The sequence below is a fragment of the Pseudomonas sp. BN606 genome (genome assembly GCF_029873115.1).
GTDB lineage: Bacteria > Pseudomonadota > Gammaproteobacteria > Pseudomonadales > Pseudomonadaceae > Metapseudomonas.
This window is the reverse complement of record NZ_SSOF01000088.1, coordinates 62,502-77,196: the sequence shown is the minus strand read 5'-3', so window position 1 is coordinate 77,196 and position 14,695 is coordinate 62,502. Positions and strand designations below refer to the sequence as shown.

Sequence of the window (14,695 nt, the reverse complement as noted above, 5' to 3'; positions counted from 1 at the left end):
CCCGGGTCAGAGCGTGCGCCCGACCAGATCCTTCATGATGTCGTTGGCGCCGCCGGCGATGCGCAGGACGCGGTGGTCGAGGTAATGGCGGGCTACCGGGTACTCGAGCATGTAGCCGTTGCCACCGTGCAGCTGGACGCACTCGTCCACTACCTTGGTGTAGAGGTCGGAACACCACAGCTTGGCGGCGGCGGCCGCCTCGGGGCTGAGGCTGCGCGCCAGGCACTGCTCCATGCAGCGGTCGACGTAGTTCTGCGACACCGCCAGCTGCATCTTCAGGTCGGCCAATTTGAAGCGGGTGTTCTGGAAGGCAAAGATCGGCTTGCCGAACACGCTGCGGCCCTTGGTGTATTCCAGGGTGCTCTCCAGCACTGCCTGGGCACCGGCGACGCTGCTGATGGCGATGGACAGTCGCTCCCAGGCCAGCTCTTTCATCAGTTGGATGAAGCCCTTCCCTTCAACACCTCCCAGCAAGTTCTCCCTGGGCACGCGTACGTCCTCGAAGAACAGCATGGTGGTGTCCTGGGCGTGCAGGCCGACCTTGCGCAGCGGCTTGGATTTGCTGAAGCCCGCACGGTCGGCTTCCACCAGGATGAGCGAGATATCCTGGGCGCCCTTACCCGAGGTGCCGGTCTTGGCAACAACGACGACTATGTCGCAGTTGGTTCCATTGGAGATGAAGGTCTTGGCGCCATTGATGACGTACTCGTCACCGTCCAGCACCGCGCGTGTCTTGACCGCCTGCAGGTCGGAACCGGTATCCGGCTCGGTCATGGCCACCGCGCCGATGGCCTCGCCCGCCGCCATCTTCGGCAGCCAGGCCTGCTTCTGTGCCTCGTTGCCGAAGTTCACCAGGTAGCCGGCGACGATGTCGTGCACGCCGAAACCGATCAGGCCGGATGCCAGGCCCGCGCGGTAGATCTCTTCGGTGGCGACCATCGAGAAACGGCGGTCCAGTTCCAGGCCGCCATAGGCTTCCGGAGTGGTGGCATTGAGCATGCCCAGCTCGCCGGCACGTTTCCAGATTTCGCGGGGAACCCGGTGCTCCTCTTCCCACTGCTCCAGCCGGGGAGCGCACTCCTCCGCCAGGAAGCGTCGCACGGTGCTGCGAAACTCCTCGTGCTCGTGGTCAAACAGGGTACGCGGAATCATGGGGGGTTCTCCTCGGCTCTATCGTTCCGCCACCCTTGCGGGCGGCTCTGGATCGATCATAGGAGGAGGTTTTCGGGGTCAGCCCCCTCAGGGAGGGGGGGATTGCGGCCCCTTCAGCCGCCATTTCGGACTGGCCGGCTGCGATGTGGGGACAAGCCTTGGCACTCCGGTCGCCCCCCTCGCATAGAGTGGTTTGCGACGCGGACGCCGGACCTATGCTGTCCCAGCGAAATGCCAGTGGCCGGAGGTAGTGGCGTCCACGCAACGTCCACGACGCCGCGCCGCTGGTGATTTCGCCCTTACTCGATCAAGCCGTGCTTGCGCGCCCAGGACACCGCGTCATAGCGGCTGGAAACGCCGAGCTTCACGTAGATGTTCTTCAGGTTCCATTTCACCGTTTCCAGTGAAATGTTCAGGGTCAGGGCCACGCGCTTGTTCGACATTGCCTGGCTGATCAGCTCCAGGATCGCCACTTCACGCGGCGTCAGCATCGACGGTGCGCTGTTCGACGACGACTCACTGGTGCGCCCCACATTTCCTGGCCCGAAGCGCTCCAGCAGTTGTTGCAGATAAGCGCCTTCGTCGTTGCCCAACGGTCTGGTCGCCAGACTTGCCAGCAGTTTGCGCAGCACCTCACCCTCATCGACAAAGGTGCGCACCAGCCCCAGTCGGCAACCCTGGGCCAGGGCAGCGATCAGGTGTTCCTCCGCCCGCTCCGGCTGCAGCAGGTCGGAACGGGCGATGGCCATCAGCAACTGGCCGGTGACCAACAGTTGTCCGCGGCGGAACCGGGTCGCGTACTCGTGAAGGATTTCCAGGTCCGCCAGGGCCTTGTCCGGGTAGTTGGTGGCCAGCAGCAGGCGTGCACGCGCCAGCGCCGCCAGCGCCGGAATTTCTGCCTGGAATCCCCGGGCCTCCCGGTATTGCAGTGCCAGCGGCTCCAGCCGGGCGACGCGCTCGGCGGCGTAGGTACGGTCATTCTCCAGCAGGGCGATGCGCGACTGCTCGGTGAGGCAATGCACCAGCGCGCGGTCCTGGCCGATGCTGCGGAAGTGACGCTCCTGGCGTTCGAGGAAGGCCATGGCCACCGCGGCGGAATCCTGCAGCAGGTCCAGGCGTGCACGGCAGATGGTGGCATGCATCATGGTGTCGGGCATGGTCCACTGCAGCAGGCCACTGCGATTGGCGAGAATCTCCCGCGCCTCGTCGATGCGGTCCAGCTCGCGATACACCTCGGCCAGGGTCGCGGCGCCCAGGTACGCGCTCGCCGCCCGGTGGCCGTGGACCGCCACGGCACGGGAGAGTTGCGCCGAACCAATACGCTCGGCTTCCCGGATGCGGCCTTCCTGCAGGTAGCAGGTGGTTCTCGCCCCTTCGGCCACCAGAGCCATTTCCGCATCCCGCTCGGCTTCGGGAATGGGATTCTCGTCCAGGCAGCGCAGCGCCTCCTCATGCCTTCCTGCCGCCGAATAGGCGATGGCCAGCAGTGCCGGGGCGCCATAACGGGTCACCGTGTAGTCATCCGGCAAGGCGTGAAAGCTTTCCAGCAGACCGATGATCGGTTCACTGCGATCGCGCTGCACCTCGATCGCCGCCTGCACCAGCGGCAGACGGTAGGCTTCGTCGGCCTGTTGTGCCGCACCGCTGCGCTTGAACTGCTCCATCCAGGCCTCGGCCTTGCCCGGACGGGCAGTCAGCGCGTACGCCAGGCAACCCAGGAAGAACAGCCTCGGCCGGGAGAACAGGATGTCCTGCGGCAACTGGTCCAGCAGGCGTAGCAGAGGGCTCAACTGGTCGAGGCTCCAGGTGGCCGGGGCCGCTCCTTCCACCAGTTGCGCGGCAAAGTCCAGGTCACCCGCCTGGGTCGCGTGGCGCACGGCCTCGGCCAGTAACTTGCGCTCGGCGAACCAGTGCGCGGCACGCCGGTGCAGTTGATCCTGGGACGCCCGATCACGGCGGAGCAGCCGCGTGGCAAGGAAATCACCGAACAGGGCGTGGAAGCGATACCAGGGTTGGCGGTCGTCGGCCTCGACGCGGAAGATCAGTAGGTTCTCCTCATCCAGCCGCTTGAGCATGGCCTGCGCCGACGCGCAACCGGTTACCGCCTCCGCCAGCGAGGCATTGAATCGCCGGAGAATGCTCACGTCCTCCATGAACGACGACATCTCGGCCGGCAGGTGCACCATCACGTTCTCGGCCAGGTAGCTCTGCAGGTCGTCGGAACGCCAGCCCATTTCCCTCAAGGCGTCGCGCGTCGCGGGGTCGCTGCGCAGCAGGATGACCACCAGCTGCAGGGTGGCCGGCCAGCCGCTGGTGAGCTGGTGGATCTGGTGCAACTCCTCCGGGCTGAGCTTCAGCGCCGCCAGGCTCTGCTCGAGGAATGCGCGGGTTTCCGCCAGATCGAAGGGCAGCGAGGCGCAGTCCAGCTCCACCAGCTGGCCGCTGAGGCGCAGCCGGCTGAAACTGAGTGGTGGTCCGACGCGGGAAGAAATCACGAAATGCAGGTTGTCCGGGCTATGGTCCAGCAGCTTCTGCACGAGCTGATGAGAGCGCGGGTCCGCCACATGCTGGTAGTCATCGATGACCAGGTACAGCTCCTTGTTGATGCTGGCCGCACCCTCGACTATTGCCGCTACCACGCCATCGATGAACTCCGGCCGCGTGCCTTCTGGCGGAATGCCGCTATCCAGCGGAATTCCCAGGCGCTGCAGTGCGGCTCGCAGGTAAGCGAAGAAAATCGCGAGATGCTTGTCATCGGTGCTGAGCGAAAGCCAGGCCACGTCCGCACCGGTACGCATCATTTCCTGCCGCCACTGGGCCAACAGCGTGGTCTTGCCGAAGCCGGGGCTGCCGGTGACCAGGCCGACGCGGCATTGCGCCATACGCTGTAGGTCCTCCAGCAGGCGCTGGCGCAGGATGGTCTGGGTGCCAATGCGCGGCGGCGCGAACTTCGTCGATACGAGCAGTTTGTCTGTGTGCATGTCCAGACCGGGTCTCCGATTCGCAAATGGCCTACCGAAATGCAGCGGGACAGGCATGTGCGGGTTGGAATCAGGGTGGGTGCGGCCAAGTGACCAGCCGCCGTTTTACCCGAAGCTTAGCCTCAGGTCAGCGGCCGCCATAGAGCAGCACCGGGCATCCGGGCAACCGTTCCTGCAATAGATGGTGGAGGGGAAAGAGAGGGAGCCGCCCCCTCCAACCGAGGGGGGTGGGACGGCGGTACCAGGGCGGGACCGCCGAAGCGTATCAGAGGGTTCGCGCCACCAGCTCGCGCATGATGTCGTTGGCACCGCCGTAGATGCGGTTGACGCGGCTGTCCAGGTAGTGGCGGGCGACCGGGTATTCGAGCATGTAGCCGTTGCCGCCATGTAACTGCACGCACTGGTCGACGACCTTCGAGTACAGCTCGCTGCACCAGAGCTTGGCCGCGGCCGCCGCTTCCGGGGTCAGTTGGTGCTCCAGGATCAGCTCCATGCAGCGATCGACATAGGTCTGCCCCAGGGTGATCTCGGTCTTGAGGTCGGCCAGCTTGAAGCGCGAGTTCTGGAACTCGATGATCGGCTTGCCGAACGCCTTGCGCTCACGGGTATAGGCAATGGTCTGTTCAAGCACCGCCTGGCTTGCAGCGATGGCGACGATACCGATGCTCAGGCGCTCCCAGGCCAATTCCTTCATCAGCTGGTAGAAGCCCTGGCCAGGTTCGCCGCCGAGGATATTGGCCTTCGGCACGCGGACGTCCTCGAAGAACACCATGGTGGTGTCCTGGGCGTGCAGGCCGACCTTGCGCAACGGTTTGGACTTGCTGACGCCAGGGCGGCCGGCCTCCACCAGGATCAGCGAGATATCCCGCGAGCCCTTGCCGCTGTTCCCGGTCTTGGCGACCACCACGATGATGTCGCTGTTGGTGCCGTTGGAAATGAAGGTCTTGGCGCCGTTGATGACGTACTCGTCGCCGTCCAGCACCGCCCGGGTCTTGACCGCCTGCAAGTCGGAACCGGTGTCGGGCTCGGTCATGGCAACGGCGGCGATGGCTTCGCCACTGGCCATTTTCAGCAGCCACTCGTGCTTCTGCGCCTCGGTGCCAAAGTTGATCAGGTAGCCGGCGCAGATGTCATGCACGTTAAAGCCGCTCAGTCCGGACACGCCGGCGCGGGCCACCTCCTCCACCGCGATCATCGAGAAGCGCCGGTCCAGCCCCAGGCCGCCATAGGCCTCAGGCGTGGTGGCGTTGAGCATGCCCAGTTCGCCGGCGCGCTTCCAGATCTCGCGGGGGACGACATGATCCTCCTCCCACTGCTCATGGAACGGCGTGCACTCCTCCGCCAGGAAGCGGCGGACGGTACTACGGAACTCTTCATGCTCATGATCGAAGAGGGTGCGCGGAATCATGGAAATACCCCTGGATGCGATTGGCTGTACGGGCCCCGACCGGCCGGACGCCCTTCGCAACACATTAGGGTGCCCTCCGCCCTCCGCGCCCCCTCGAAGCGGGTAGGCGCAGGCGAATCGGCTGCGCACCCGCGTGCCTCGTCCGCTCCCACTCCATAAGGGTGGGGGCGGCATCATCGGCAATTCGATTTACTGGCAAAGCCCACTCCCCTGGCCGTCCGCCGGCCAACCAGTACAAGAGAACGAGATGACCGATTCGCTCCTCAACGAACGCGAACTGAGCTTCCAGCTCTATGAGCTGCTCGATACCGAGGCCCTGCTGCTGCGCCCCCGCTATGCAGACCATGATCGTGCGGTATTCGACGCTACGCTGGAAACCGCACGCGGCATCGCCGCCGAATACTTTGCCCCGCACAACCAGAAGGGCGACGCCAATGAGCCGACCTTCGACGGCGAAAAGGTAACGCTCATCCCGGAAACCAAGATCGCCTGGGACGCCTTCGCCCAGGCCGGTTTCCTCGCCGCCCACCACGATGCCGAGGACGGTGGCCTTCAGCTGCCAGAGGTCATCCTGCGGGCGAGCATGGCCTACTTCAATGCCGCCAACATCGCCACGGTGGCCTATTCGTTCCTGACCATCGGTGCCGCCAACCTGGTCAAGAGCTTTGCCGGCGATGCGCTGCGCGAGCGCTTCCTGCCGCCCATGCTCGATGGCCGTTTCAGCGGCACCATGGCACTGACCGAGCCCGGCCAGGGTTCCGCCCTTGGCGACCTGCGCACCAGTGCCCGCCTGACCGCCGATGGCAGCTACCGCATCCACGGCCAGAAGATGTTCATCTCCGGTGGCGACCACTCGCTGACCGACAACATCGTGCACATGGTGCTGGCCCGCATCGACGGTGCGCCAGCAGGCACACGCGGTATCTCGCTGTTCCTCGTACCGAAGCTCCTGGTCAACGACGACGGCAGCCTGGGCGCGCGCAACGACGTGGCCCTGGCCGGCCTGCTTCACAAGCACGGCTACCGCAACACCACCTCCACCGTGCTGAGCTTCGGCGAGAGGGACGGCGCGGTCGGTTACCTGGTGGGCGAGGCCAACAAGGGTCTGTCCTACATGTTCCAGATGATGAACGAGGCGCGAATCGGTGTGGCACTCGGCGCTTCTGCACTGGCCTACCAGAGTTTCATTCACGCCCTGGACTATGCCCGCGAACGGCCTCAGGGCCGCCTGCCGGGCGCCAAGGACCCGCTGGCGCCGCAGGTAAGCATCGTCGAGCACGCCGACGTACGTCGCATGCTCTTGCAGCAGAAGGTCTACGCCGAAGGCAGCCTCGCGCTGTGCCTGTACGCCAGCAGCCTGTTCGAGGATGCCCACACCGCTCCCGACGCCGTCTTGCGGCGCGAATCCGGGGAACTGCTCGACCTGCTGATTCCCATGGTCAAGTCCTATCCATCCAGGTATTGCGTCATGGCCTCGGACATTGGCATCCAGGTGCTTGGCGGCTCGGGTTATATCCGTGAGTACCCGCTCGAACAGTACTACCGCGATAACCGTCTGAACCCCATCCACGAAGGCACCGAGGGTATCCATGGCATCGACCTGCTGGGCCGCAAGCTGCAGCAGAACGGCGGCGCCGGATATCGCATGTTCCTCAAGCGCGTGCGCGACACCCTGAAGGACGCCGGGCACGACGATCGCTGCGCCCCGCTCGCCTTCGTGCTGGCCGGCGCGCTGGGCCGACTGCAGGAGGTCACCGAAAGCCTGCTCGACCAGGTCGCCGCCGACACCCATCTCGGCCTGGCCAATGCCACCCCCTACCTCGACCTGTTCGGCCGCGTGCTGGTGGGCTGGCTGTGGCTGCGCATGGCGCTGGTCGCCAGCCGCGCCCTCGATGCCGACGCGGCCGGCAGCGAGGCGGACTTCTACCTCGGCAAGCTACAAGCCGCCCGTTACTTCATGGACTGGGAGCTGGCGTCCATTGATGCGCAGGCGCGCCTGCTGGCAGCCGGCAATCGCAGCAGCTTCGACATGCAGGACCAATGGTTCTGACCAGCCTTCCGACCTCCAACCCTTTACAAGGAGCAACCATGAACGCCCTGGTTACCTATCAGGTTGAAGACAACCTGGCCCTGATCGGCCTCGCCCGTCCGCCGGTCAATGCCCTTGGCCAGCCCCTGCGTGCGGCCGTTCTCGAGGCCTGCGAGCGCGCAGCGGCCGACCCGTCGGTCAAGGCGCTCGTCCTCCATGGCGCCAACGGCCTGTTCAGCGCCGGAGCCGACATCAGCGAGTTCGGCAGCGACGCGTCCTTCGCCACGCCCGATCTCCCGTCCCTGCTCGTGCGCCTGACGCAACTGGACAAGCCCCTGGTCGCCGCCATCGGCAAGCTCGCCCTTGGCGGCGGTCTGGAACTGGCCCTGGCCTGTGGCTACCGCATCGGCGAGCCCGGAACCCGCGTCGGCCTCCCGGAAATCAACCTCGGCCTGCTCCCCGGTGCCGGTGGTACCCAGCGCCTGCCCCGTCTGATCGGTGCCGAAGCTGCACTCGACATGATGCTCTCGGGCGCCCCGGTCGGTGCCGAAAGCGCCCTCGCCCTGGGCATCCTCGACCGGCTTTCGGCCAATGCCGAGACGCTGCTCGACGAGGCCCGCGCCTATGCCCAAGAGCTGGTTGCCAACCTGGCACCCGCGAGGCCCGCCGAGCCCTTCCCGGCACCGGCCGAGGGCCTGCCTGATGACTTCCTCGCACGCTACCGCCAGGACAACGAGCCGCGCTGGAAGAGCCGCCTGGCGCCACGACTGGTACTTTCGGCCGTTGAAGCCGCCTGCCTGCTGCCGCTGGAGGAAGGTCTGGCCCGCGAGGTAGCGCTGTTCAAGCAGGCAGAAGCCTCGGTCCAGTCCCAGGCCCTGCGCCACGTGTTCTTCGCCGAGCGCGAGGCTGGCAAGGTGCCAGGGATCGATAGCGGCACCCTGCTCCGCCCGATTCGCAAGGTAGCGGTGATCGGCGCCGGCACCATGGGCGGCGGCATCGCCATGAACTTCGCCAATGCCGGCATTCCGGTGACCTTGCTGGAGCGCCAGGGCGAGGCCCTCGATCGCGGCCTGGCGCAGATCCGCCAGAACTACGGGATCAGCGTCAAGCGCGGCAAGCTGACCGAAGCCAGGCTGGAGCAGCGCATGGCCCTGCTCGGCGGCACGCTCGACTATGCCGACCTCGCCGACGCCGACCTGGTGATCGAAGCGGTGTTCGAAAAAATGGAGATCAAGCAGGAAGTCTTCCGCACCCTGGACCGGGTGTGCAAACCCGGCGCCATCCTCGCCACCAACACCTCGTCGCTGGACGTCGACCAGATCGCTGCGGTGACGTCTCGTCCGCAGGATGTGATCGGTCTGCACTTCTTCAGCCCGGCCAACGTCATGCGCCTGCTGGAAGTCGTGCGTGGGCGTGAAACCGCGCCGGACGTATTGGCCACCACGCTGAAGATGGGTCGCACCATCGGCAAGATGCCCGTGGTGTCCGGCGTCTGCTTCGGCTTCATCGGCAACCGGATGCTCGAACCCTACGCCCGCGAAGCCCATCGCCTGGTCCTGGAGGGCGCAACGCCGGCGCAGGTGGATGGCGTACTCACCGGTCTCGACCTGAACATGGGCGTTTTCAGCATGCTCGACCTGGCCGGCGTCGACGTGAACTTCCTGGTTCGCGACTCCAACCGCGCCGCTTTCGCCCATGACGAAAGCTACTGCCGTCTCGGCGACGAGCTCTATGCCCTGGGCCGTTTCGGCCAGAAGACCGGTCGTGGTTTCTATGCATACGAAGGTCGCAATCGCCAGGACGACTACGAGGTGGTTGCGCTGGCCGAACGCCTGGCCGGCGAGCTGCACGTGCCCCGTCGCCCCATGGGCGAGCAGGAAATCCACGACCGCTGCCTGTTCATGCTGATCAACGAGGGCATCCAGTTGCTGGACGAGGGCATCGCCCTGCGCGCTGGCGACATCGACCTGGTGTGGATCAACGGCTACGGCTTCCCGGCGCACCTGGGCGGTCCCATGCACTACGCCGAGCAGCTGGGTCTGGACAAGGTACTGGCCGGCATCCGCCACTACCGCCAGGCCCTCGGGGAATATGGCGAGATGTGGTTCCAGCCGGCGCCGTTGCTGGAACGCCTGGTGGCAGCCGGCAAGACCCGAATCGAGCGCATCTGATTGCACCTGGCAGGCGCTGAGTCCCTATCGGCGCCTGCCCATACCTTCAACAGGACTAGACCATGAAAGAAGCCGTCATCCTCTCAACCGCACGCACGCCTATCGGCAAGGCGTTTCGCGGTGCCTTCAACGCGACCACCGCCCCCACCATGGCCGCCTTTGCCATTCGCGCCGCCGTCGAGCGAGCAGGCATCGAGGCTGGGGAAATCGAGGATCTGGTCATGGGCACCGGCATGCCGGCCGGTACTGCCGGCTGGAACCTCGGCCGCATGAGCGTGCTGGCCGCGGGCCTGCCGATCTCCGTCAGCGGCCAGACCCTCGACCGCCAGTGCGCCTCGGGCCTGATGGCCATCGCCACCGCCGCCAAACAGATCATGGTCGACGGCATGCAGGTCACCATCGGCGCCGGTCAGGAGCACATCAGCCTGGTGCAGAACCGTCACATGGAATGGGTCGGCAGCCAGCACGATGCGCAGGTGCTGCGGCTGATGCCCCACGCCTACATGCCGATGCTGCAGACCGCCGAGCTGGTGGCCGAGCGCTACGGCATCAGCCGCGAGGCCCAGGACGCCTACTCCCTGCAGTCCCAGCAGCGTACCGCGGCAGCTCAGCGCGCCGGTCTGTTCGAGGGTGAGATCGTCCCGGTGCCAGTCACCCGGCAAATCGTCGACAAGGCCAGCGGTGCCGTCAGTTTCGAAGAACTCACCCTTGCCCAGGACGAGGGCAATCGTCCGCAGACCACGCTCGATGACCTGTCCCGGCTCAAGCCGGTGATCGAAGGTGGCTGCATCACCGCCGGCAACGCCAGCCAACTCTCCGATGGCGCCAGCGCCTGCGTGCTGATGGACGGCCGCCTCGCCGAACAGCGCAACCTGGAACCGCTGGGGGCCTATCGCGGCATGGCCGTCGCCGGCCTCGCGCCGGAAGAAATGGGCATCGGCCCGGTGCTCGCTGTTCCCCGTCTGCTCAAGCAGCACGGCCTGAAGGTCGACGACATCGGCCTGTGGGAACTCAACGAAGCCTTCGCCTGCCAGGCGATCTACTGCCGCGACAGGCTGGGCATCGACGACTCGCGCTACAACGTCAACGGTGGCGCGATCGCCATCGGCCATCCCTATGGCATGAGCGGCGCGCGGATGGTCGGTCACGCCCTGCTGGAGGGCAAACGCCGTGGCGTGAAATACGTCGTGGTCACCATGTGCGTGGGTGGCGGCATGGGTGCCGCCGGCCTGTTCGAGGTGTTCTGATGAGTGTCTTCGCCCCCTTCTCCCTGGCCAGCCGCACCGTGCTGGTCACCGGCGCCTCCAGTGGTATCGGCGCCCACCTCGCTCGCGTAGCCGGCCGTGCCGGAGCGCGCGTGGTCCTGGCAGCGCGTCGCGTCGAGCGCCTGCAACAACTGGCCGACGCCATCCGCCGTGACGGCGGCCAGGCGCTGCCGGTGGCCATGGACGTCACCGACCGCGCCAGTGTGGAAGCTGCCTTCGATGCCGCCGAAGCGACTTTCGGACCGGTGGATGTGGTGCTCAACAACGCAGGCATCGGCAGCGGTCTGCGCGTGCTGGAAATCAGTGAAGAAGACTGGCGCGCCATGCTCGCGACCAACCTCGACGGCGTCTGGCGCGTCGCCCAGTGTGCTGCACAGCGCCTGGCGCGTGCCGAGCGCCCAGGAAGCATCGTAAATATTGCCTCCATGCTCGGTCTGCGAGTCGGCACCGGCTACAGCCACTACTGCGCGGCCAAGGCCGGCGTGGTCCAGCTGACGAAGTCCCTGGCGTTGGAACTGGCGCGCTACAACATCCGTGTCAACGCCATCGCCCCGGGCTACTTCACGACCGAGATGACCGACGGCTACTTCGACAGCGAGAAAGGCCAGGCCTACATCCGCGCCGCGGTGCCCATGCGCCGCCTCGGTCGGTTGGAAGAACTGGACGGTCCCTTCCTGCTGCTGGCCAGCGAAGCCGGTGCTTACATGTCCGGGTCGGTGCTGGCGGTGGATGGCGGGCAACTGGTGGGGAGTTTGTAAGGGTAGGAACCCCGGACGCCTGTCCGGGGCACTGCTAATCGCAAGCGAGTCGCCCCCTGGAGAGAGAAGTGCTCAAATCATTACCTCGCATGCTGCTGGCGATGGCCGTAGCCCTGCCATCTACCATGACATCGGCGGATGAAGGCGGGATCGGTTTCTGGCTTCCCGGCCAGTTCGGAGCCCTTGCGGCAGTACCCACCGCGCCGGGCTGGACCTTTCCGCTGATCTACTACCACGTCAGCGCGGACATCGGCGCGAGCGAGCCTCTGCCAAGGGGTGGGCGTGGCCAGATAGCCGCCGGCGTGGATGCCAAGGCCGACCTGCTGTTCGGTGGGCCGAACTACACCTTCGCTGAGCCCGTGCTGGGTGCCCAGGCGTCCCTCGGTCTGCTCGTCGGCCTGGGACGTTCGGAGGTCGATGTCGAGACCACCCTGACCGGCCCGCGCGGCCGCACGCTCTCCACCCAGGTCAACGACAGCCTGAAGGGCTCCAGCGACCTGTTCGCCATGGGCACGCTCAAATGGAACCATGGCGAACACAACTTCATGGTCTACGGCATGGGCAACCTGCCGGTGGGTGCCTACGACCCCGATCGCCTGGTCAACCTGGGGCTTGGCCACGCCGCGCTGGATGCCGGCGGCGGCTACACCTACTTCGACAAGCGCAACGAGTTCTCCGTGGTGACAGGTCTCACCTACAACTGGGAGAACAGTGATCTCGACTACCAGAATGGCATCGATGCCCACCTGGACTGGAGCGCATCGCACTTCGTCACCGACAGCACCCATCTGGGCCTCGTCGGCTACGTCTATCACCAGGTAACGGGCGATTCCGGCAGCGGTGCGGTGCTGGGGGACTTCAAGTCCCGGGTCAGCGCCGTCGGTCCGCAGGTCGGCCACTTCTTCAAGGTGGGCAAGGACCTCTGGTACGCCAATCTCAAGGGCTATCACGAGTTCGACGCGCGCAATCGCGCGGAAGGCTGGAACCTCTGGCTGAGCCTCGCCATTCCGCTGTCCGGTGAGCCCTGACGCGTCGCTCGTTTCGTCGCTGTTCGGTGCCCCCGGTCACTCCCTCTGGTGGGTCGATGAAGCGTGACCCACCCTACAAAAGCCCACCAGCCGATGCCGTGGCAGTCGACTGGGCATGGCGTCGTAGCGTCGATCCGCACTAATCCACCAGTTTGAGCAACGCGGATCGAACATGGTCGGGAATGGTGGTCGACTGGTTGCTGGCCCGGTCGACGTACACGTAGACGATGTACCCCGCCGCGGAGGCTTCCTCCTCGTCGTTACGGAACAGCGCCAGCTCATAGCGAGCGCTGCTGTTGCCCAGTTTCGCGATCCGCATGCCGATGGTGATGCGGTCCGGGAAGCTGATCGACGAGAAGTAGGTACAGCAATTCTCCACGATCAGTCCGATGACCGGGCTGCTGGCGATGTCCAGGGTCCTCTGCTCCACCAGGAACAGGCTGACGGCGGACTCGTAGTAGGAGTGGTAGACCACATTGTTGACGTGCCCATAGGAGTCATGGTCGCCCCAACGGCTGGGCATGCTGGTGAAGTGGCAGAACTGGCTGCGGGTGGGACGTGCGTGACTCATAGAACCTTCTCGTAGATGGAACGGATATCGTCGATGCCCAGTTCCCTGGGGTTGTTGCCGAGCAGGCGGGTCTGCCTGGCGGCATCACTGGCCAGGTCCTCGATGTCGGCCTGGCTGATGCCCAGTTCCCGCAGGCGCGTTGGCAACTGCAGCTCACCGGCCAGGCCGCCCAGGTAGTCAGCCAGCGCGTTGGCCTTCGCCGACGCGTCGCCGCCAAGACCAGGCAGGACGATATCCGCCAGCTCCGCATACAGCGGCGCGACCGTTTCCAGGTTGAAGCGGAGCACCGGCTCCAGCACCAGTGAGTTCGACAGTCCGTGAGGAATGTGGAAGCGCGACCCCAGCGGATAGGCCAGTGCATGGACCGCCGCCACGGGAGCATTGGCGAACGCCATGCCGGCAAGGCAGGCGCCCAACAGCATGTTTTCCCGCGCCTCCAGGTTGGCGCCGTTGCGACAGACCTCATGCAGGTTGGCGCTGAGCAGGCGCAGGGCCTCACGGGCCAGGCAATCGGAAATCGGGTTCTTCAGGTGCCGGCTGGTATAGGACTCGATGGCATGGACCATCGCATCGATGCCCGTGGCAGCGGTGACGGCTGTCGGCAATCCGAGGGTCAGCTCGGCGTCCAGCACGGCGAGGTCGGGCAGTAGCAGCGGCGAAACCACCACATTCTTCTCACCGGCACCGGTGGTCACCACCGACACGGCCGTGACCTCGGAACCGGTGCCCGCCGTAGTCGGCACCAGGATCAGCGGCAGGCGCGGCCCCCTGGCCAGATTGCTGCCATAGATCTCGGCCAGAGACTCATCGCTACGCGCAAGCAAGGCGGTCAGCTTGGCGGCGTCCAGGGAACTGCCGCCGCCGAAGCCGATCACGCAGTCTGCTGAGCTGGCCCTGGCGGCCGCAGCCGCCGCGAGGATCACCGACTCGGGCGGATCGGCCTGGACCTCGGAGAAGACCGTCACCTGCAGCCCCTCGCGCTCCAGTTCGAGCAGCGCCGAGTCCAGCAGGCGCGCCGCCAGGACTCCAGGGTCCGTGACGATGAGTACCGATTGGCAACCCATGCTTCGTACAGGGGCTGCCAGGCGGCGCGAAGCACCGCATTCAATGAGGATGGATTTGGTCGTGTTGAACGCCAGGGTGCGCATGGGACGCCTCGCGAAATGTCCGGAAAGGTGGGAACCGCTGGAGCACCTTATTCGCGATCACGAGTGACGTTCCCCCCCTCTTATGAGTGGGCACGCGGGAAGCGAGGCCCTGCCGGCTGGCCCCTCCCCAGACGGGAGGCGTTGCAACGCAAGGGCGTTCCTAGAATGCGATTTCCACCAACCA

Annotated in this window: 10 protein-coding genes; 5 read left to right on the top strand and 5 right to left on the bottom strand. The window is 65.6% G+C overall.

The window, feature by feature from the left end; translation table 11 throughout:
- Nucleotides 1–6 precede the first annotated feature (6 nt).
- From E8E75_RS28670 to E8E75_RS28660, 3 genes are all read right to left on the bottom strand, one after another.
- On the bottom strand, nt 7–1,152 hold the full coding sequence (locus E8E75_RS28670) for an acyl-CoA dehydrogenase family protein (RefSeq protein ID WP_153920194.1): 1,146 nt from the start codon (nt 1,150–1,152) through the stop codon (nt 7–9).
- Nucleotides 1,153–1,451: 299 nt separating this feature from the next.
- A complete protein-coding gene (locus E8E75_RS28665; protein WP_153920192.1) occupies nt 1,452–4,133 on the bottom strand; it encodes a LuxR C-terminal-related transcriptional regulator in 2,682 nt (893 codons plus the stop codon).
- 265 nt (nt 4,134–4,398) lie between these two features.
- Nucleotides 4,399–5,541 (bottom strand): acyl-CoA dehydrogenase family protein, encoded by a 1,143-nt coding sequence (locus E8E75_RS28660; protein ID WP_153920190.1) that lies wholly within the window; start codon nt 5,539–5,541, stop codon nt 4,399–4,401.
- A gap of 247 nt (nt 5,542–5,788) precedes the next feature.
- Here E8E75_RS28660 and E8E75_RS28655 point away from each other — a divergent pair, with 247 nt between their 5' ends.
- The 5 genes from E8E75_RS28655 to E8E75_RS28635 all read left to right on the top strand — a co-directional run bounded on the left by E8E75_RS28655 (nt 5,789) and on the right by E8E75_RS28635 (nt 12,792).
- Nucleotides 5,789–7,591 (top strand): acyl-CoA dehydrogenase, encoded by a 1,803-nt coding sequence (locus E8E75_RS28655; protein WP_153920188.1) that lies wholly within the window; start codon nt 5,789–5,791, stop codon nt 7,589–7,591.
- A gap of 38 nt (nt 7,592–7,629) precedes the next feature.
- A complete protein-coding gene (locus E8E75_RS28650) occupies nt 7,630–9,741 on the top strand; it encodes a 3-hydroxyacyl-CoA dehydrogenase NAD-binding domain-containing protein (protein ID WP_153920186.1) in 2,112 nt (703 codons plus the stop codon).
- Nucleotides 9,742–9,803: 62 nt separating this feature from the next.
- Nucleotides 9,804–10,988: an acetyl-CoA C-acyltransferase gene (locus E8E75_RS28645; RefSeq protein ID WP_153920184.1), complete on the top strand. Its 1,185-nt coding sequence runs from the start codon at nt 9,804–9,806 to the stop codon at nt 10,986–10,988.
- The gene (locus E8E75_RS28640; RefSeq protein WP_153920182.1) at nt 10,988–11,764 is read left to right on the top strand and encodes an SDR family NAD(P)-dependent oxidoreductase; all 777 of its coding nucleotides are present in this window, start codon (nt 10,988–10,990) and stop codon (nt 11,762–11,764) included. Before E8E75_RS28645 ends, E8E75_RS28640 begins: the two co-directional genes overlap by 1 nt.
- Before the next feature lie 68 nt (nt 11,765–11,832).
- Nucleotides 11,833–12,792, top strand: coding sequence for a transporter (locus E8E75_RS28635; RefSeq protein WP_280360077.1), 960 nt, complete (start codon nt 11,833–11,835; stop codon nt 12,790–12,792).
- A 139-nt stretch (nt 12,793–12,931) separates the two neighbouring features.
- Here E8E75_RS28635 and E8E75_RS28630 read toward each other — a convergent pair whose 3' ends face one another.
- Together E8E75_RS28630 and E8E75_RS28625 are read right to left on the bottom strand one after the other, a co-directional pair.
- A complete protein-coding gene (locus tag E8E75_RS28630) occupies nt 12,932–13,363 on the bottom strand; it encodes a thioesterase family protein (protein WP_153920180.1) in 432 nt (143 codons plus the stop codon).
- Nucleotides 13,360–14,511, bottom strand: a complete 1,152-nt coding sequence (locus E8E75_RS28625) for an iron-containing alcohol dehydrogenase (RefSeq protein ID WP_153920178.1) — start codon at nt 14,509–14,511, stop codon at nt 13,360–13,362. The genes E8E75_RS28630 and E8E75_RS28625 overlap by 4 nt, the downstream gene beginning before the upstream one ends.
- Nucleotides 14,512–14,695 lie beyond the last annotated feature (184 nt).

Coding starts and splice junctions, on each gene's coding strand:
- E8E75_RS28660 (WP_153920190.1), bottom strand. CDS start 5,541: ATGATTCCGCGCACCCTCTTCGATCATGAGCATGAAGAGTTCCGTAGT.
- E8E75_RS28645 (WP_153920184.1), top strand. CDS start 9,804: ATGAAAGAAGCCGTCATCCTCTCAACCGCACGCACGCCTATCGGCAAG.
- E8E75_RS28670 (WP_153920194.1), bottom strand. CDS start 1,152: ATGATTCCGCGTACCCTGTTTGACCACGAGCACGAGGAGTTTCGCAGC.
- E8E75_RS28630 (WP_153920180.1), bottom strand. CDS start 13,363: ATGAGTCACGCACGTCCCACCCGCAGCCAGTTCTGCCACTTCACCAGC.
- E8E75_RS28655 (WP_153920188.1), top strand. CDS start 5,789: ATGACCGATTCGCTCCTCAACGAACGCGAACTGAGCTTCCAGCTCTAT.
- E8E75_RS28640 (WP_153920182.1), top strand. CDS start 10,988: ATGAGTGTCTTCGCCCCCTTCTCCCTGGCCAGCCGCACCGTGCTGGTC.
- E8E75_RS28665 (WP_153920192.1), bottom strand. CDS start 4,133: ATGCACACAGACAAACTGCTCGTATCGACGAAGTTCGCGCCGCCGCGC.
- E8E75_RS28650 (WP_153920186.1), top strand. CDS start 7,630: ATGAACGCCCTGGTTACCTATCAGGTTGAAGACAACCTGGCCCTGATC.
- E8E75_RS28625 (WP_153920178.1), bottom strand. CDS start 14,511: ATGCGCACCCTGGCGTTCAACACGACCAAATCCATCCTCATTGAATGC.